Genomic DNA, 16,837 nt, shown 5'->3' on the forward strand with positions numbered 1-16,837 from the left:
ATCACGCTCAAGCAATCCTGCGCATGGTGCACATCAGTTCAGCTTCGCAAACGATGGTTTCACCGACACGCGTCACGCCTTTGAACTTGAAAATACCAGACTTCATGCGATCCAGTGTGACGTCCATGATCAGCTGGTCACCGGGTTCGACCGGGCGCTTGAAACGGGCTCCGTCAATGCCGGCAAAGTAATACACGGTCTTGTCATCAGGAGTCTCTCCAAGCGTATCAAACGCCAGCAAGGCTGCAGCCTGCGCCATGGCTTCGAGCATCAATACCCCAGGCATCACGGGATGATGGGGAAAATGACCGACAAAAAAAGGTTCATTAATCGTGACGTTCTTGAGCGCCTTAATTCTTTTACCTTTTTCTATTTCGAGCACACGGTCGACCAACAAGAACGGATAACGATGCGGTAGCTGTTTGAGAATTTCGTGAATATCCATCATAATTTTTCTTGCAAGTTCGAAAGGGCCTTTTCAGCCTGTTTGAGTCTGTCACGCAAGGCGTGAAGTTGCTTGAGCGTCGCCGCATTTTTTTCCCAAGCTGCATTTTCGTCGATAGGAAAGAGACCGGTATAGTGCCCAGGTTTCAAAATAGATCGCATCACAACGGATGCCGCTGAAATATGTACCTCATCGGCCAGACTCAAATGGCCGAGCACAATAGCCCCGCCACCCAGCGTGCAGTGCGCGCCAATCGTTGCGCTGCCGGCGACGCCCGCACAACCTGCCATCGCAGTGTGTTTGCCTACCCGAACGTTGTGACCGATCTGAACCAGGTTATCAAGCTTGACGCCATCTTCCAACACCGTGTCTTGCAAAGCGCCCCGGTCAATGCAGGTGTTCGCGCCTATTTCCACCTCGTTGCCGATCTGTACCGCGCCAAGTTGTTCGATTTTGATCCACCGACCATCGTGCGGCGCAAAACCGAATCCATCCGCCCCAATCACCGCACCGGGATGAATAATGCAACGCTCACCAATGCGGCAGCCATCCGCCACGGTTACCCGGGCCGACAATCTGCTGTCAGCCCCAATAAACGCCCCCCTGCCGATGACGCAATGCTCGGAAATGTGTGCCCCTTCTGCAATCACGGCGCCCGCCGCGATACAGGCGAACGCGCCTACGGAAACACCCGGTGCCACGCTGGCCTCTGGATGGATGAAGGCACTGGGATGAATTTCTGGCAGTGTCCCCGCACCGTGCTGCCGCTTCCAGAACTGGGTCATCAGCGCGAAGTAATAGTAAGGATCGTCCACCACGATACAAGCACCGCGGCGCATGGCCGCTTCGCGGACACTAGGTGCCACCACCACACAAGCCGCTGCGGATTGTGCAAGTTTGCCGAGATATTTGGGGTTGCTTAGGAAAGTCAGATCGCGCGGACCGGCTGCCTCCAGGGTGGCCAGCCGATCAATCTGCAGATCAGGGCTGCCCACCAGCTCCGCCTGCACCGCACCCTCCAAGGCCTTTACGATATCGGCAAGACGGAGTGTCACACCGCGTGACCCGGTTTTACGTCAATTCGCGCCGTAAGTAGCTGCAATTAACGGGACGCGTTTAGCGCCTTGATCACCTTATCGGTGATGTCATGCTTTGGGTTGACGTAAACCGATTCCTGAAGAATCAGGTCGTACTTCTCAGCCTCAGCCAGCGTTTTCACCACTTTATTGGCGCGTTCAATCACTTGCTGCAGTTCTTCGTTTTTGCGGGTGTTGAGGTCTTCCTGAAACTCGCGACGTTTACGCTGGAACTCCCGATCCTGATCAACGAGCTGTTTCTGACGTGTACTGCGCTGACTTTCTGCAAGCGTAGGCGCCTCACGCTCGAACTTGTCAGACAACACTTTTAATTGACTGGTGAGATCGCCCAGCTCTTTTTCACGCTTGCTGAACTCCTGCTCCAGTTTTGTCTGGGCAGCCTTCGCGGAGTTGGCTTCACGGAAAATCCGGTCCAGATTGACAACGCCAACCTTAAATTCTTGTGCATTGACGGAAAAACCGGCCAATGCAATAACAAGAGCCAGGAAAAATTTGTTTGAAAAATGCGTCATTAGAATGATGTACCAATTTGGAATTGCAACCGCTCTATTCTATCGTCTGGCTTCTTGCGTATAGGCAACGCATACGCAATACGCAGGGGGCCCACAGGAGAAATCCAGCTGATCCCGATCCCGGTAGAAGCCCTCAGGTCATTCAGCCGATATTGCTCGTGTTCGCCAAACACGTTACCAGCGTCGACAAACCCGTAAACGCGCAACGTGCGGTCATTTCCTGCACCCGGAAATGGCGCAATGAGTTCCGCATTCAGCGTCAGCTTCTTTGGACCGCCGATGGCCAGCCTATTGACGTCATTGGGATCCACGGGTCCCAAAGAACCTTGCTGAAATCCGCGTACCGATCCCAAACCGCCTGAATAGTAGTTCTTGAAGAGCGGATAGGGCTGGCCACTAAGGCCTTTGCCCCAACCCAATTCACCATTCAAGGCAACTGTGAACTGCTTGTTGAGCGGTATGTATTGCTGCACCTGGTAATTGGCTCGCACGAACTTGATATTGCCGGCAACACCCCAGTCTCCGTAAACACGTTGATACCGACCTGTCGTCGGTACCAGCGCGCTGTCCCTGTTGTCCCGCGACCATCCAACTGTCAACGGGATGGAATTGCTTTTGTAGCCAAATTGATTGGCATAGGTCTGATAACTCACGGGAAGACTGGTGCCGGGAACAATCGTCAACGATTCATACCCCGTGCCAAAATAAACCGTATCGTTCTCAGTGAATGGAACACCGAAACGAATGCTTGCACCCCTTGTCTTCAGACTGTAATCGCCGCCCTGGCCAGACAGTGGGTTAGACGTACGGTCATACACATCAATGGTGCGGGAGATGCCATCGGCTGTGAAATACGGATCAATCGTGCTCAACACAAGCTGACGATTCGACTTGCTGGTGTTGAGTTCAATGCCCAAGTAGTTACCCGAACCGAAAACGTTCTCTTGTTTGATACCGAGCATCAGAGATACGCTGTCAGCGCTTGAGTAGCCAAGACCGAGTTGAAGATTACCTGTAGGCTTTTCAACCACGGTCATGTTGACATCAACCTGATCTGCCGTACCCGTCACCTCCTGGGTGTCCACATTCACATCCGTGAAGAATCCAAGGCGGTCGACCCGATCCCGCGAGAGCCGTATTTTGTCGCCGTCGTACCAGGAAGACTCAAATTGTCGGAATTCACGGCGCACTACTTCATCGCGCGTTCGGTTATTACCCGCTATATTGACCCGCCGTACATAGGCTCGCCGCGAAGGGTCTGCCTGCAGCACAAAAGACACCCGGTTGTTGACACGGTCAATTTCAGGTGCGGCCTCCACTTTGGCAAACGCAAATCCGAAGGTTCCGAAGTAATCGGTAAAGGCCTTGGTGGTTTCAGCGATCGCGTCAGCGTTGTAGGGTTGCCCCGGTTTGATCGTTACCAAGGACTTGAACTCTTCTTCCTTGCCCAGGTAATTGCCCTCAAGCTTGACACCCGACACCACGAAACGCTCACCTTCGGTGACGTTGACAGTAATCGATATGCTCTGCTTGTCAGGCGAAATCGCAACTTGGGTGGACTCTATCTTGAATTCCAGATAACCGCGCGACAGGTAATAGGAGCGCAGTGTTTCGATATCCGCATTGAGTTTGGTTCGGGAATATCGGTCGGACTTTGTGTACCAACTCAGCCAGCCGCCGGTGTTGAGATCAAACAGACCCAGCAGCGTCGACTCGCCGAACACCTTATTTCCCGTAATATGAATTTCCTTGATTTTTGCGACATCCCCCTCAACGACGCTGAAAGTCAGGTTGACGCGATTGCGTTCGATTGGCGTCACGGTAGTGATCACCTCAACGCCGTAGAGACTTTTGTTGATGTATTGCCGCTTGAGTTCCTGCTCGGCCTTGTCGGCGAGTGCCTTGTCGAAAGGCTGTCCATCTGCGACACCCGCCTCACGAAGCGCCTTCTTGAGCGCCTCCTTGTCAAATTCCTTGGTGCCGACGAAGTCCACGTCGGCCACCGTAGGGCGCTCCTCGACAATGACTACTAGCACATCACCACTGACCTCTAGCCGAACGTCCTTGAACAAACCCAAGCCGAACAACGCGCGAATGGCCGTTGAGCCCTTGTCGTCGTTGTAGGTCTCACCCACGCGAAAGGGGAGCGATGCAAAAATCGTTCCGGGCTCGACGCGCTGCAAACCTTCCACCCGAATGTCCCGAACCGTGAACGGATCAACGGCCCAAGCGGAGTTGACCAAGAAAAAACCAGAGGCAATGGCGCAAGCCGCACGAACCTTGAATCGATTTAAATGTTTTTGCATGAAATTAAAGGAATTAGCCTAAAAGCCGGGTGACATCATTGAACAGGGCAACGCACATCATGCCCAGCAGGATCGCAACGCCACCGCGCTGCAACCGGTCCATCCACGCGTCAGACACGCCTCGACCGGTGATACCTTCCCAAAGATAATACATCAGGTGACCCCCATCAAGAACCGGCAGCGGCAGTAAATTCAGTACGCCAAGGCTGACGCTAATCAGGGCCAGAAATAGCAGGTAAGCGGACCAACCAAGGCTGGCCGATTTACCGGCGTAATCCGCGATAGTCAGTGGGCCGCTCAGATTCTTGAGTGAAACTTCTCCGATAACCATTTTCCCCATCATCCTGAGCGTAAGAAGGGATACCTCCGAGGTCCGGACAGCGCCTTGCCACAAACCATCGAAAAGTCCGTAACGCACCGTCACAAATTCTGGCGGTGCGCCGACGTAAGCCCCTATTCGGGCCACTGCCGCCCCGCCCTCCTGCTTGACTTCCGGCGTCAGCTGCAGCACCAAAGGCTGACCGGCCCGCAGGACTTGCCAGCGCTGCGGCGCAATGACGCCAGCACCGCCGACCAAGGACCGCGCAGAAGTCCGTATGGCTTCGCGCAGCTGTTGGCCATCCACAATGGCGATATCGCCTATACGCTCGACCACATCACCGGCCTTCAAACCGGATTTTTCAGCCGCGCTGCCGACCATCACGTCGCCGATCACAGGCTTGGTCCAAGGTCCGAGAATGCCGATTTTTCGGAATAACTGAGCGTCAGCGTCGATGGCACCGAGCTTGCTGAGCTCCAGCAGTACCGTTCGCTTGGAAGCGTCTGCATCGCCACCGAGCAGCAGCATCAGATCACGCCCGTTGAGGGCACCTTGTGTGAGCCTCCAGCGAAGGTCTTCAAAAGAACGCACCGTTTGCAAATCATCGCCTGTAAAGGCTGCTTGCTGGACAGTTTCGTGACCGCGCAAGCCGGCTCGCTCAGCCAATGACCCGGCCACAGGACTGGCCAGAACGGCTTTGGGTTCCTGCAAGCCGCTCCAATTAACCACCGCGTAGAGCAACACGGCCAGCAATAAATTGGCAATGGGTCCCGCAGCCACCACGGCCGCTCGAGACTTTAAAGGCTGGGTGTTGAAGGCCAGATGCCGCTCGCCCGCATCGACCGGTGCCTCGCGTTCGTCCAGCATCTTGACGTAGCCGCCCAACGGCAGCATGCAGATGGCGAATTCCGTCGGCTTGTTCTTCAATCGCCAGGTGTAAAGGGGTCTGCCAAAGCCAATTGAAAACTTCAGAACCTTGATGCCGCAGGCGACTGCAACCCGGTAATGGCCATACTCATGCACGGTAATCAAAATACCCAGCGCGACTACAAAAGCGATCAGCGTCAGCATGTTAGAGCTCCAGACTTTTAGCTATTTGACCGGCTACCGCGCGAGCTTGGGTATCCAGCGCGAGCAAGCCTTCGATATCGTTCACGTCAGAGACCGTCACCAAATCCAAAGTGGCTTGATTGACATGGTGGATGTGGTCAAAGCGGATTCGTTGGTTCAGAAAAGCAGCCACCGCCACTTCGTTGGCCGCATTCAGTACTGCCGTACTGCCCAAAGGCGCCTTCAGCACCTCCCAAGCCAGCGGCAGCCCCGGAAACCGCGTCTCGTCAGGCACCTCAAAGGTCATGTTGGCCAAAGAAGAAAAGTCGAGCGCCTTGGCGCCCGAGACAATCCGATCCGGCCATGCCAAGCCGTAAGCAATCGGCACCCGCATGTCCGGCGTACCCAATTGCGCCACCACCGATGCATCGCGATATTGCACCATGGAATGGATGATGCTTTGCGGGTGGATCACCACCTCGATTTGCTGCGGCGCCAGACCAAACAGGTATTTGGCTTCGATGACTTCCAGGGCCTTGTTCATCATGGTCGCCGAGTCGACTGAAATCTTGCGGCCCATCACCCAGTTGGGATGCGCGCAGGCCTCGTCGGGCGTGACATGCTTCAAGGTGCCAGGCGCGCGGGTCCGGAACGGACCGCCTGATGCGGTCAGGATGATCTTCTCAACCCGCTGCGCCCAACTCGTCGAATCTTCCGGTAAGGACTGAAAAATCGCGGAATGTTCGCTATCGATAGGCAGCAGTTGGGCACCGCCTGCGCGCACCGCCTGCATAAACACGTCGCCGCCCACGACCAAAGCTTCCTTGTTAGCTAACAAAAGGCGCTTGCCGGCTTTGGCTGCGGCCATGCACGATGTGAGGCCAGCAGCGCCCACAATGGCCGCCATCACGGTGTCCACGAGTTCGTGAGCAGCGATCATTTCGAGCGCCTCTGGCGTCCACAAAACCTGGACTGAAAGCCCATTTTCTTTAATTTTTTCAGCCAGACGGCGGGCATGCGGCTCGCTCACCATCACCGCGTACTTCGGTTTGAACTGAGCACACTGGGCGAACATCAGGTCGGTTTGAGTCGCCGCACTGAGCGCAAACACCTCAAAACGCTCGGGATGGCGGGCGATGACGTCCAGAGTATTGGTGCCGATGGACCCGGTGGAGCCCAAAACCGTTACCCGATGTTTTTTAAACGACATGCAAAAAAACCTAAAAAGTGACCAACATCATCACCAGTGGCAAGGTGGGCAACAAGGCATCAACCCGATCCAGGATGCCCCCGTGGCCCGGAAGCAGGCCGCTGGAGTCTTTCACACCCGCGCTGCGTTTGATCAGCGACTCGACCAGATCCCCCACCACGCTCATGGCAGTCAAGAAAAGGATCACAAGCAGCATCATCGCGACACCATGGAGTTGAGTCAATCGGCTGAAAAGCGTCGGCTCCGCCAGGAAACCGCCCGCCGATACATCGCCCGCCCAAACCCAGAACAGGGACAAAACTACCACGCCGACCATGCCGCCCCAGACCCCTTCCCAGCTTTTTCCCGGACTGATGGAGGGCGCCAGTTTGCCCTTACTGAAGCGCCCACCGAAAGTACGCCCTGCGAAGTAAGCGAAGATATCAGCCACCCACACCAACAGCAACACCGACAGCAAAAAGGGAACACCGATCACGCGAGCTTGAGCGACGGCCAACCAGGCCAGCCAGAGTGCCACCAAACCGCCCAGAATACGCAACACCTTCGGAATGCGCGGCCAGCCGAGAACGCCGTTGCGCAGTAGCCAGCCTCCGACCAACACCCAGCCCGCGCCAGCAACGGCCCAGAGGGTTGGTAAAGTTTTTACGAGCAACCCTGCATACCAGGACAAGCCGCAGACCAGCACGCAAACCAGCGCCAGCCCGATAGAGCCGAATTGTCCTAACGTATTCAACCGGCCCCATTCCCAGGCGCCAGCGGCAATGAGCAACAGCGCAACTGTACAAAAAGGAACCGGGGTTTTGTAAAAAAGTGCGGGCAACAAAATCGCCAGCAGAACAATGGCCGTGATCACACGCTGCTTAAGCATCAAGCGACCTCTGCATTCTGGTTTTTGTCACGTCCATTGACCTTCCCGTTGAGCTGTCCAGGGGTTTGGCCGAACCGACGTTCGCGGGTGCGGAAAACCGCAATCGCTTCATCCAGCGCGGCTTCGTCAAATGAGGGCCAAAGCTTGTCAGAAAAGTACAACTCCGAGTACGCCGCCTGCCAAAGCAAAAAGTTGCTGAGACGCAATTCACCACCAGTGCGAATCAGCAGATCAGGGTCCGGCACATGCGCCAAGGCCATCGCCCGGTCCAGTGCCAACTCCGTAATGGCTTCGCCCCGGCTCGAAAGCCTTTGGGCGGCCTGGGCAATATCCCAGCGCCCGCCATAGTTAAAGCATACGTTGAATATAAGCCGCTGATTACCAGAGGTCATGCGCTCGGCCTGCGCCAATCCCGCCTGAACTTTTTCGGAAAGCGGCTCACGGTTTCCCACGAAATAGATCCGGACGCCATTGGCATTCAAACTCTGAACTTCCTTGGACAAAGACAATGCCAGCAGTTTCATCAAGCCAGAGACCTCTTCGGAGGGCCGATTCCAGTTTTCCGACGAAAAAGCAAAGACAGTCAACACCCGGATACCGCGTTCCAGGCAGGCCTGCACACAGCGCGTCAGCGAATTGACGCCCTGTTTGTGGCCGGCAATACGGGGTAAAAACCGCTTCGTTGCCCAGCGACCGTTCCCATCCATGACGATGGCTACATGGTGCGGAACGATGGGCGAAAGTATGGCCATGTTCGATTCAGGCCTGACGGGGTGAGGTCAGACCGCCATGATGTCATGTTCCTTGCCGGAGACCAGTTTGTCAACCTCAACAATAAAACGGTCTGTAAACTTTTGGATCTCTTCTTGCGAACGACGCTCGTCATCTTCAGAGGCCAGCTTTTCCTTGACCAGCTTCTTGACGCTATCGTTGGCGTCGCGGCGAAGATTGCGAACGATCACCTTGCCGTGCTCGCCTTCGGACCGCACAACCTTCGTGAGTTCCTTGCGCCGTTCTTCGGTCATCGCAGGCATCGGCACACGTATCAAGTCACCTTGGGCTGCAGGATTAAGGCCCAGATCGGAATCACGGATGGCCTTTTCAATTTTTGCACTCATCCCTTTTTCCCACGGCGATACGCTGATGGTACGCGCATCAAGCAACGACACGTTCGCCACCTGACTGAGGGGCACCATGGAGCCATAGTAGTCAATCTGAATGGTGTCTAGCAAGCCCGGATTAGCCCGGCCGGTACGGATTTTCGTCAGGCTGTGTTTGAACGAGTCCACGGACTGCTGCATTTTTTGCTCTGCCTGCTGCTTGATCTCAACAATACTCATGGTCGACACTCCGAATTTCTATGTGCGAAAAAGTGCAAAACTGCGGCACTAGGCATCAGACGTGAACCAGGGTTCCTTCGTCTCCGCCCTGTACCACGCGCTTGAGCGCACCGTGCTTAAAAATGCTAAAGATCTTGATCGGCAACTTTTGGTCGCGACACAGGGCAAACGCGGTCGCGTCCATCACCTCAAGATTCTTGCGCATGGCTTCATCGAACGTGATGTTGGTATACCGCGTTGCCGTTGGATCTTTTTTGGGATCAGCAGTGTACACGCCATCGACCTTAGTGGCCTTCAAAACGATTTCTGCGCCAATTTCAGCACCGCGCAAAGCTGCTGCCGTGTCCGTGGTAAAGAATGGATTCCCGGTGCCCGCCGCGAAAATGACGACCTTGCCTTCTTCCAGGTATTGCAGCGCTTTGGGCCTGACGTAAGGTTCGACCACCCGCTCTATGGCAATCGCAGACATGACCCGTGCAATCAGGCCGGCCTTATCCATGGTGTCGCCTAAAGCGAGCGCGTTCATCACGGTGGCCAGCATACCCATGTAGTCCGCTGTGGCGCGGTCCATGCCGACCGAGCCGCCCGCCACCCCGCGGAAAATATTGCCGCCGCCGATCACCACCGCCACCTCCACACCCATGCGAGTGACCTCGGCAATTTCTTCAACCATGCGTACGATCGTAGCCCGGTTGATGCCAAAGGCATCATCTCCCATCAGGGCCTCACCTGACAGTTTTAACAAGATCCGCTTGTAAGCTGGCATGTGAGCGCTTTCTAAGATGGGTTAATTTGCAGTTTAGCGGCCTTCGCGCAAGACTAAAAGGCTTACGCAGCCTTGGCAGCCGCGATTTGGGCAGCAACTTCAGCGGCGAAATCATCCACCTTTTTTTCGATCCCTTCGCCCACCACATAGAGCGTGAAGGACTTGACCGTGGTGGCGCGTTCTTTCAGCATCTGCTCGACTGTCTGCTTGTCGTTCTTGACGAAATTCTGGTTATGCAGGCTGACTTCCTTCAGGTACTTCTGAACGCCACCCTCAACACGTTTGGCCACAATTTCAGCAGACTGCACCGGCTTGCCTTCGGCTTGAGCCTTCGTCGCATCCTCGGCCGCTTTGGCCGCAGCGACTGAGCGCTCCTTGGCGACCAGATCGGCAGGCACGTCGGCACTTGAAAGGGCGACAGGCTTCATTGCAGCCACGTGCATGGCGACGTCTTTGGCGGCAGCTTCATCGCCCTCAAACTCGACAACCACGCCGATACGGGTGCCGTGCAGGTAAGACGCCAGCTTGCTGCCGGAAAAGCGTTTGAAACGACGCACACTCATGTTTTCGCCGATCTTGCCGATCAAACCTTTGCGCACATCTTCCACCGTTGGACCAAAGCCGTCGAGCGACAAAGGCATGGCGCCAATGGCGGCAACATCGGCGGGGCTGTTCTTGACGATGCCCTCTGCCACGGCTTGAGTGAACGCTAGAAAGCTGTCATTTTTGGTGACGAAATCAGTTTCGCAGTTGATTTCAACCAGTGCGCCAAGATCGCCGTCACGGTATATCGCCACCACGCCCTCAGCGGTAATGCGGGAAGCAGCCTTGCCGGCTTTGTTGCCGAGCTTTACGCGCAGGATTTCTTCGGCTCTATCAAAATTACCATCCGCTTCGGTCAATGCTTTTTTGCACTCCATCATGGGGGCATCGGTTTTGGCGCGCAGTTCAGCGACCATGCTTGCAGTAATTGCCATCTTTGATTCTCCGTTTGTCGTATTTACTTCAGCCAGATGCTGACGGCGCACCCGGCTAATTAACGTAATTTTAAGGTGTGAAAAAGGGGCTACGCGAGCCCCTTTTTCGCGTCTGGCGCAAAGGCCGAGCTATCAAACAGCTGCGTTTTGTACTTCCACAAATTCATCCGAGCTCTCTGCCGACACCGCCTTAACGACGTCGTTCATGGCATTGGCGCGACCTTCGAGGACCGCGTCGGCGATACCGCGCGCATACAAAGCCACGGCTTTGGACGAGTCGTCATTGCCGGGAATCACATAGTCAATGCCGATTGGGGAATGGTTGGTATCAACCACACCGATCAGCGGAATGCCCAGTTTTTTCGCTTCCAAGACGGCGATTTTGTGGAATCCGACGTCGATCACGAAAATGGCGTCTGGCAGCGCGGTCATGTCTTGGATGCCGCCAATGTCTTTTTCGAGCTTGTCGATTTCACGCTTGAACGTCAGTTGCTCTTTTTTGCTGATGGTATCCAAGCCGGCTTCTTGCTGGGCTTTCATCTCTTTCAGGCGCTTGATCGAGGTCTTGACCGTTTTGAAGTTGGTCAACATGCCGCCCAGCCAGCGCTGGTCAACAAAAGGAATGCCAGCGCGTTTAGCTTCGGCAGCAACGGTTTCGCGCGCCGTGCGTTTGGTACCGACCATCAAAATGGTGCCCCGATTGGCAGAAAGCTGTTTCGCGAACTTCATCGCCTCCTGGTACATCGGCAGCGATTTTTCCAGGTTGATGATGTGAATACGGTTGCGGTGGCCAAAAATATAAGGGGCCATCTTAGGGTCCCAAAAGCGGGTTTGGTGACCGAAATGAACGCCAGCTTCCAACATTTCACGCATGCTTGTCGACATATATAACTCCAAAGGTTGTGTCTAAAATCAGCGCTTATCGCCCGAAATTATTTTCGAGCAACACCTTGTACGGCTGATTTGCGATTTGCCTTGCAAACAACGAAATCGTCATTCACAAAGCCCGCTGAGTATAACACTCAAATATCTATGAGACCGCTCAGCCAGACTCCCAACCCAGCAGATATCCAGGCCGCTCGCCTCGCCCTTCAAGCAGGCCGGACCACTCCCCAGGCAATCCTCCTTCGCGCGGCCGAGACAGCGCAAAGCCCGGCTTGTCGCCATGTTTTTCTGCATGACCCGGCAGAAGGACCACTGGCGACAGATAGAAATGCGCCCGGATCGCCGTTCCAATCGCTTTTCAATGATCCAACCTACCCGCTGGCGGGGATTCCTGTCTCCGTCAAGGACTTGTTCGACGTGGCAGGCCAAACCACGGCCGCCGGATCCACCGTGCTGGCCAGCGCCGATGCGGCCGTTGCAGATTGCCCTGCCGTGATGCGGCTGCGGGCGGCGGGTGCGGTGCTTGTCGGCCGCACCAACATGGTCGAGTTTGCATTTTCCGGCGTGGGCATCAACCCGCATTACGGCACCCCTGTAAATCCGGCGGACCAGCTCGTTGAACGGATTCCGGGTGGCTCTTCGTCCGGCGCTGCCGTGTCAGTGGCCACGGGCGCAGCCTTGGTTGGCCTGGGATCAGACACCGGCGGTTCGATCCGTATTCCAGCCGCGCTTTGCGGCATTGTGGGTTTCAAAAGCACCGCCCGCCTCGTCCCCACCCTGGGCGCCGTTCCGCTATCCACCAGCCTGGACACGGTATGTGCCCTGACCCGCTTGGTCTGTGACGCGGTCACGGTACATGAAGTGCTCGCCGCTCGCACCGTTCAGCTGGCAGGCAAACCCTTGGCGTCCTGTCGCCTTGCGGTTGCACGGACGCAAATGCAGGACGGCATGGATGACAGCGTCGCCTTGGCCTTTGAGCGCAGCCTTCGGGTGTTACGCCAAGCCGGTGCGCAGATTGAAGTAATTGCTGTTGAAGAAATTAGCGAATTGGCCACCATTAATTCGACCGGCGGCTTCTCATCCGCAGAGGGTTACGCCTGGCATCGGCGCTTGATTGCCGGGCATCAGGCTGAATACGACCCGCGGGTGGCGCTGCGTATTTTGCAGGGCGCTTGCATGAGTGCGGCGGATTACATCGATTTGCTGGCGGCACGCAAAGCATGGATTGCACGGATGGAAGCACGTCTACACGGTTTTGACGCGGTACTTTCCCCCACCGTGCCTATCGTGGCACCTGCGATTGCCAGCGTGTTGAATGATGACGCCGAGTTCTTTCGGGTCAACGGGCTTTTGCTGCGCAACACGGCCGTGGTCAATATGCTCGACGGCTGCGCGATTTCCCTACCCTGCCATACCCCTGACCAATTGCCGGTGGGGTTGATGCTTTGGCACGCGGCGCTGCACGACGATGGAGTGCTGGATCTCGCGCTCCAAGTTGAAAAGATACTGGCTCATTCACTACTAAAATAATAGTGGCTTGCGCACTCCAATCAGGGGCTAAAAGCCTCTACCCCGTCTAAAAATAATGAACACCGACTTATTCCGCCAATCCACCAACGGCCTAAACGGCATTACCGCATGAGGGTTGCCGTTATTGGCGCCGGCATCATCGGTATCACCACGGCCTATGAGCTGGCCGTAGATGGCCACGAAGTCACCGTCTTCGAACGCAGAGGCACCGCCGCTGAGGAAACCAGCTTTACCAACGCTGGAATCGTCGCGCCCGGCTATGTCACGCCTTGGGCGGCGCCCGGCGCGCCGGGCAAGGTTTTAAGCCAATTGTTCAACCACCATGCACCGGTCAAGCTGAGCCTGCCTTTATCGCGCGGCGAGTTGGCATGGATGTTGGCTTGGTTTCGGGCCTGCAAGCTTGAGACCTATCTGACCAACCGCAGCCGGATGCAGCGTTTGGCGTTTTACAGCCGTGAACGATTGCACAAACTGACCGCTGAACTACAACTGGAATACGAACGCAGCACCGGTTATATGGTGTTGCTGCGGGCGGAAAAAGACAGCCAGCTGATTCAAATCGGCCTGCAGGCCCTGCAAGACGCTGGGGTAGCGTTCAAGAAAATTAATGCTGACGAGGTCCGCCAGATCGAGCCAGCGCTCAATCCCGACACCAACTTTTTGGGGGCTGTACTGCTGCCCGATGATGAAGCAGCCAACTGCCGGCAGTTTACGCTGCTGCTGAAGAACGAAGCCCAGCGAATGGGCGTCACTTTCGAGTTCAACACGACTGTCGCCCATTTGGATTCCGCGCAAGCAACCCGTATTCTGATAGCAGGCGAAAACTCACCTCGCACCTTTGACCGGGTAGTGATGTGTGCCGGCCTGGCGTCCGCACAGCTGCTCCGGCCACTCGGCCTGAAGATCCCGCTGATCGCCGTTTACGGCTACTCCCTGAGTGCACCGATTGGTGAACCCCTGAACGCACCACGTAGCGCATTGATGGACGAGCGCTACCAGGTGGCCATTTCCCGACTCGGCAACCGCGTGCGGGTGGCCGGTAGCGCAGAAATTGGCGGCTCGCTTGAAAGCCGGCACGCTGCCTCCATCCAGACGCTGTACAAGGTCTTGCGTGACTGGTTTCCGGGAGCGATTCAACACGCCAACCTCGGTACCAATGTGCAGGTGTGGAAAGGGGCACGCCCCATGCTGCCCGACGGCCCGCCCATCATTGGCGATAGCGGACTTCCCGGTCTCTGGCTCAATCTCGGCCACGGCTCCAGCGGCTGGGCACTGAGCTGCGGTAGCGCGCGCGCGCTGGCCGACCTGATGGCGGGTAAATCGGCGGACATCGACATGGAAGGACTGGATATCAGCCGGCTAGGCTGAATACGCGGCCCGGCGAGTGCCTCGTAAGCCCTCACAATGATTCAATGCGAAAAATATCCAGCACCTTCAGCCAGCCGCTTTACAGCGTGGCGGCGACCCGCGAGATTGAACGTCAAGCGGCAGCCAGCCTGCCGCCGCAAGCCCTGAGGCAACGTGCGGGACTTTCGATTGCCCGGCTGACGTTGGCGTTGGCGCCTCACGCTCAGCGCATCTGGGTCGCCTGCGGACCCGGCAACAATGGTGGCGACGGCTTTGAAGCCGCAGGGCACCTCCATCAGTGGGGGAAAACTGTGGTCGTGACCTGGACCGGACTGAGTACCGAAAAATCCGGACTACCCCCGGATGCCGACGCATCCCGGCAACAGGCCCTGGCCGCTGGCGTGCCAGTGGCGACACAGCCGCCGCAGGATTTTGATTTCTGTATTGACGCCCTGCTCGGCACCGGGGCGATGCTGAATCCCGGCCGCGCGGGCACTGAGTTGATGCAGCACTGGCTGGAGGTGATGCAAACCAGCCAGGTTCCACGGCTTTCTGTAGAGGTGCCCACCGGGCTCGACGCCGACACTGGTTTTACAACCCTCATTAACGCGACGAAATCAACACCCCATTACGGTTGTCTGGTGGGGGCAACAGCGCTTTTTACACTCAGTCTTCTGACGCTGAAACCCGGACTGTTTACCGCTAGCGGTCGGGACAGTGCTGGCGAGGTCTGGTTCGACGATCTGGGGATCGACCCGGCGGCCAGCGGAGTTCCCAGCGCCTGGCTCTTGGGCGCAGACCGCGCCATGCGGCCGCTGCGAAAGACCGCTCCCCATGCCAGCCACAAAGGCAGTTTTGGCGATGTCGCCATCTTGGGCGGTGAATCCGCCCCGGCCACCCATATGACGGGTGCCGCCCTGCTGGCTGCCCGGGCTGCGTTGCATGCGGGCGCGGGTCGGGTATCCGTGGCGTTGCTAGGCAATGCCGGCCCGACCTTCGACCCGCAACAGCCAGAACTCATGTTCCGCACGCCTGAAGCGCTGGATTTAAAGCACCAGGTCGTGGTCTGTGGCTGCGGCGGTGGTGAAGCAGTCAAAACCGTCATCGCAAAAGTGCTATCAAGCGCGACGCAGGTCGTGCTGGATGCGGACGCGCTCAATGCCATTGCAGCGGACCCTCAGCTGCAAAGCCAATTGAAAGTGCGTCAATATCGCGCTTACAGCACGGTGTTGACGCCCCATCCGCTGGAGGCTGCACGTTTGCTGGGCAGCACCGCCGCCAAAGTGCAGGGGGACCGTTTAGCGGCTGCCAGCCTGCTGGCTGAGCAGTTTCAGTGTGTAGTCGTGCTCAAAGGATCAGGGACCGTCATCGCGGCTCCGGGCCAGCAGACCCATATCAACGCCACTGGAAATGCCTTGCTGGCCAGCGCCGGCACCGGCGATGTTCTTGCCGGCATGATCGGGGCGTACATGGCCAGGGGACTGGGTGTTTTTGAAGCAGCCTGCAGCGCGGTGTTTGTCCACGGACGCGAGGCCGATGCCTGGATCACTGAACGGCCCGGGCAAGCCTTGACGGCGTCGGCACTCGCCGGCGCCCTGACCCGTTCAGGCCAACTTTAAGCCAGCACCATCAGGCCGATTTGCAGCAGAACCAAGAGTACCAGTGCGGACAGATCGACGCCGCCCATGACCGGAATCACACGCCGCAGCGGCGTCAGCAACGGCTCAGTCAGCCGGGCCAGCAAGCCATACGCTGGCGAGCCGGGCTGGATCCACGACAGGATGGCATAGCCCAGCACCAGAACAAGCAGGGTTTGCAGCGTCACCCGAATCAGCATCTTCAGGGCAAACGTCAGGAGCGTCAGCACCGCCGCCGTTCCGAAACTCGAAGTCCAGAACGCGGCATCGAGCAGGCCTCCGAACAGTACGCCCCACAGCAACGCGTAGGACAGGGCGAGCAATCCGGCAGCCAGCACACTGGCCCAATCCACCCGTGACTGGAGCAAGGGCTTGGGCAAAGTGCGCCGCAGGGGTTTGACCAGCCAGTCTGTCAACGCCATCACGAAGCCGCCGGGTTGCGCGCGCATGCTGACGCGCACCCAGTTCATCCAGGCGCGGAGCAGTGCCCCCGCGATCAGAAGAAAGAAGATAGTTTCAAGCAAAAAGGCCAAAATCCGAATCAGCAT

At 56.9% G+C, this 16,837-nt stretch carries 16 protein-coding genes; 3 read left to right on the plus strand and 13 right to left on the minus strand.

Annotated features, from left to right (window positions below; all coding sequences use genetic code 11):
- Positions 1 to 7: 7 nt before the first annotated feature.
- From fabZ to rpsB, 12 genes are all read right to left on the minus strand, one after another.
- Positions 8 to 448, minus strand: coding sequence for a 3-hydroxyacyl-ACP dehydratase FabZ (fabZ, locus tag HHJ16_RS03100; protein ID WP_293640531.1), 441 nt, complete (start codon positions 446 to 448; stop codon positions 8 to 10).
- Positions 445 to 1,500 carry a UDP-3-O-(3-hydroxymyristoyl)glucosamine N-acyltransferase gene (lpxD, locus tag HHJ16_RS03105; protein ID WP_293640533.1) on the minus strand — a complete coding sequence of 352 codons (1,056 nt, stop codon included), beginning with the start codon at positions 1,498 to 1,500 and terminating at the stop codon, positions 445 to 447. The genes fabZ and lpxD overlap by 4 nt, the downstream gene beginning before the upstream one ends.
- Positions 1,501 to 1,547: 47 nt before the next feature.
- The gene (locus HHJ16_RS03110) at positions 1,548 to 2,054 is read right to left on the minus strand and encodes an OmpH family outer membrane protein (protein WP_293640535.1); all 507 of its coding nucleotides are present in this window, start codon (positions 2,052 to 2,054) and stop codon (positions 1,548 to 1,550) included.
- Positions 2,054 to 4,360: an outer membrane protein assembly factor BamA gene (gene bamA, locus HHJ16_RS03115; protein ID WP_293640537.1), complete on the minus strand. Its 2,307-nt coding sequence runs from the start codon at positions 4,358 to 4,360 to the stop codon at positions 2,054 to 2,056. The genes HHJ16_RS03110 and bamA overlap by 1 nt, the downstream gene beginning before the upstream one ends.
- Before the next feature lie 13 nt (positions 4,361 to 4,373).
- Positions 4,374 to 5,750, minus strand: a complete 1,377-nt coding sequence (gene rseP, locus HHJ16_RS03120; RefSeq protein ID WP_293640538.1) for an RIP metalloprotease RseP — start codon at positions 5,748 to 5,750, stop codon at positions 4,374 to 4,376.
- A 1-nt stretch (position 5,751) separates the two neighbouring features.
- The gene (gene ispC / locus HHJ16_RS03125; RefSeq protein WP_293640539.1) at positions 5,752 to 6,939 is read right to left on the minus strand and encodes a 1-deoxy-D-xylulose-5-phosphate reductoisomerase; all 1,188 of its coding nucleotides are present in this window, start codon (positions 6,937 to 6,939) and stop codon (positions 5,752 to 5,754) included.
- A 10-nt stretch (positions 6,940 to 6,949) separates the two neighbouring features.
- Positions 6,950 to 7,807: a phosphatidate cytidylyltransferase gene (locus HHJ16_RS03130; RefSeq protein WP_293640541.1), complete on the minus strand. Its 858-nt coding sequence runs from the start codon at positions 7,805 to 7,807 to the stop codon at positions 6,950 to 6,952.
- Complete coding sequence (gene uppS / locus HHJ16_RS03135; RefSeq protein ID WP_293640543.1) at positions 7,807 to 8,559, minus strand: polyprenyl diphosphate synthase; 753 nt, start codon at positions 8,557 to 8,559, stop codon at positions 7,807 to 7,809. The genes HHJ16_RS03130 and uppS overlap by 1 nt, the downstream gene beginning before the upstream one ends.
- Before the next feature lie 27 nt (positions 8,560 to 8,586).
- Positions 8,587 to 9,147, minus strand: a complete 561-nt coding sequence (frr, locus tag HHJ16_RS03140) for a ribosome recycling factor (protein WP_293640545.1) — start codon at positions 9,145 to 9,147, stop codon at positions 8,587 to 8,589.
- A 55-nt stretch (positions 9,148 to 9,202) separates the two neighbouring features.
- Positions 9,203 to 9,913, minus strand: coding sequence for a UMP kinase (gene pyrH, locus HHJ16_RS03145; protein ID WP_293640547.1), 711 nt, complete (start codon positions 9,911 to 9,913; stop codon positions 9,203 to 9,205).
- Positions 9,914 to 9,975: 62 nt separating this feature from the next.
- Entirely contained in the window at positions 9,976 to 10,890 is a 915-nt protein-coding gene (gene tsf, locus HHJ16_RS03150; protein WP_293640549.1) for a translation elongation factor Ts, read from the minus strand.
- Positions 10,891 to 11,022: 132 nt separating this feature from the next.
- Positions 11,023 to 11,775, minus strand: a complete 753-nt coding sequence (gene rpsB, locus HHJ16_RS03155; protein WP_293640550.1) for a 30S ribosomal protein S2 — start codon at positions 11,773 to 11,775, stop codon at positions 11,023 to 11,025.
- 147 nt (positions 11,776 to 11,922) lie between these two features.
- On the opposite strand from rpsB, the gene HHJ16_RS03160 reads away from it, so the two are divergent.
- The 3 genes from HHJ16_RS03160 (at position 11,923) to HHJ16_RS03170 (ending at position 16,271) form a co-directional block, all read left to right on the plus strand.
- The gene (locus tag HHJ16_RS03160; RefSeq protein WP_293640551.1) at positions 11,923 to 13,305 is read left to right on the plus strand and encodes an amidase; all 1,383 of its coding nucleotides are present in this window, start codon (positions 11,923 to 11,925) and stop codon (positions 13,303 to 13,305) included.
- 108 nt (positions 13,306 to 13,413) lie between these two features.
- Positions 13,414 to 14,673, plus strand: coding sequence for a D-amino acid dehydrogenase (locus HHJ16_RS03165; RefSeq protein WP_293640552.1), 1,260 nt, complete (start codon positions 13,414 to 13,416; stop codon positions 14,671 to 14,673).
- A gap of 44 nt (positions 14,674 to 14,717) precedes the next feature.
- On the plus strand, positions 14,718 to 16,271 hold the full coding sequence (locus HHJ16_RS03170) for an NAD(P)H-hydrate dehydratase (protein WP_293640553.1): 1,554 nt from the start codon (positions 14,718 to 14,720) through the stop codon (positions 16,269 to 16,271).
- On the opposite strand, the gene HHJ16_RS03175 is transcribed toward HHJ16_RS03170, so the two are convergent.
- Positions 16,268 to 16,837 (minus strand): YggT family protein, encoded by a 570-nt coding sequence (locus HHJ16_RS03175; RefSeq protein WP_293640554.1) that lies wholly within the window; start codon positions 16,835 to 16,837, stop codon positions 16,268 to 16,270. The two genes, HHJ16_RS03170 and HHJ16_RS03175, sit on opposite strands and share 4 nt — an antisense overlap.

Source organism: Polaromonas sp. (assembly GCF_012927485.1).
In the GTDB taxonomy this organism is placed as follows: Bacteria; Pseudomonadota; Gammaproteobacteria; order Burkholderiales; family Burkholderiaceae_C; genus Polaromonas.

What these genes read in the sequence shown, in the direction of transcription:
- fabZ (WP_293640531.1), bottom strand. Translation starts at nt 448, where the DNA reads ATGATGGATATTCACGAAATTCTCAAACAGCTACCGCATCGTTATCCG.
- HHJ16_RS03110 (WP_293640535.1), bottom strand. Translation starts at nt 2,054, where the DNA reads ATGACGCATTTTTCAAACAAATTTTTCCTGGCTCTTGTTATTGCATTG.
- bamA (WP_293640537.1), bottom strand. Translation starts at nt 4,360, where the DNA reads ATGCAAAAACATTTAAATCGATTCAAGGTTCGTGCGGCTTGCGCCATT.
- rseP (WP_293640538.1), bottom strand. Translation starts at nt 5,750, where the DNA reads ATGCTGACGCTGATCGCTTTTGTAGTCGCGCTGGGTATTTTGATTACC.
- ispC (WP_293640539.1), bottom strand. Translation starts at nt 6,939, where the DNA reads ATGTCGTTTAAAAAACATCGGGTAACGGTTTTGGGCTCCACCGGGTCC.
- HHJ16_RS03130 (WP_293640541.1), bottom strand. Translation starts at nt 7,807, where the DNA reads ATGCTTAAGCAGCGTGTGATCACGGCCATTGTTCTGCTGGCGATTTTG.
- uppS (WP_293640543.1), bottom strand. Translation starts at nt 8,559, where the DNA reads ATGGCCATACTTTCGCCCATCGTTCCGCACCATGTAGCCATCGTCATG.
- frr (WP_293640545.1), bottom strand. Translation starts at nt 9,147, where the DNA reads ATGAGTATTGTTGAGATCAAGCAGCAGGCAGAGCAAAAAATGCAGCAG.
- pyrH (WP_293640547.1), bottom strand. Translation starts at nt 9,913, where the DNA reads ATGCCAGCTTACAAGCGGATCTTGTTAAAACTGTCAGGTGAGGCCCTG.
- tsf (WP_293640549.1), bottom strand. Translation starts at nt 10,890, where the DNA reads ATGGCAATTACTGCAAGCATGGTCGCTGAACTGCGCGCCAAAACCGAT.
- rpsB (WP_293640550.1), bottom strand. Translation starts at nt 11,775, where the DNA reads ATGTCGACAAGCATGCGTGAAATGTTGGAAGCTGGCGTTCATTTCGGT.
- HHJ16_RS03160 (WP_293640551.1), top strand. Translation starts at nt 11,923, where the DNA reads ATGAGACCGCTCAGCCAGACTCCCAACCCAGCAGATATCCAGGCCGCT.
- HHJ16_RS03165 (WP_293640552.1), top strand. Translation starts at nt 13,414, where the DNA reads ATGAGGGTTGCCGTTATTGGCGCCGGCATCATCGGTATCACCACGGCC.
- HHJ16_RS03170 (WP_293640553.1), top strand. Translation starts at nt 14,718, where the DNA reads ATGCGAAAAATATCCAGCACCTTCAGCCAGCCGCTTTACAGCGTGGCG.
- HHJ16_RS03175 (WP_293640554.1), bottom strand. Translation starts at nt 16,837, where the DNA reads ATGCTGATTCGGATTTTGGCCTTTTTGCTTGAAACTATCTTCTTTCTT.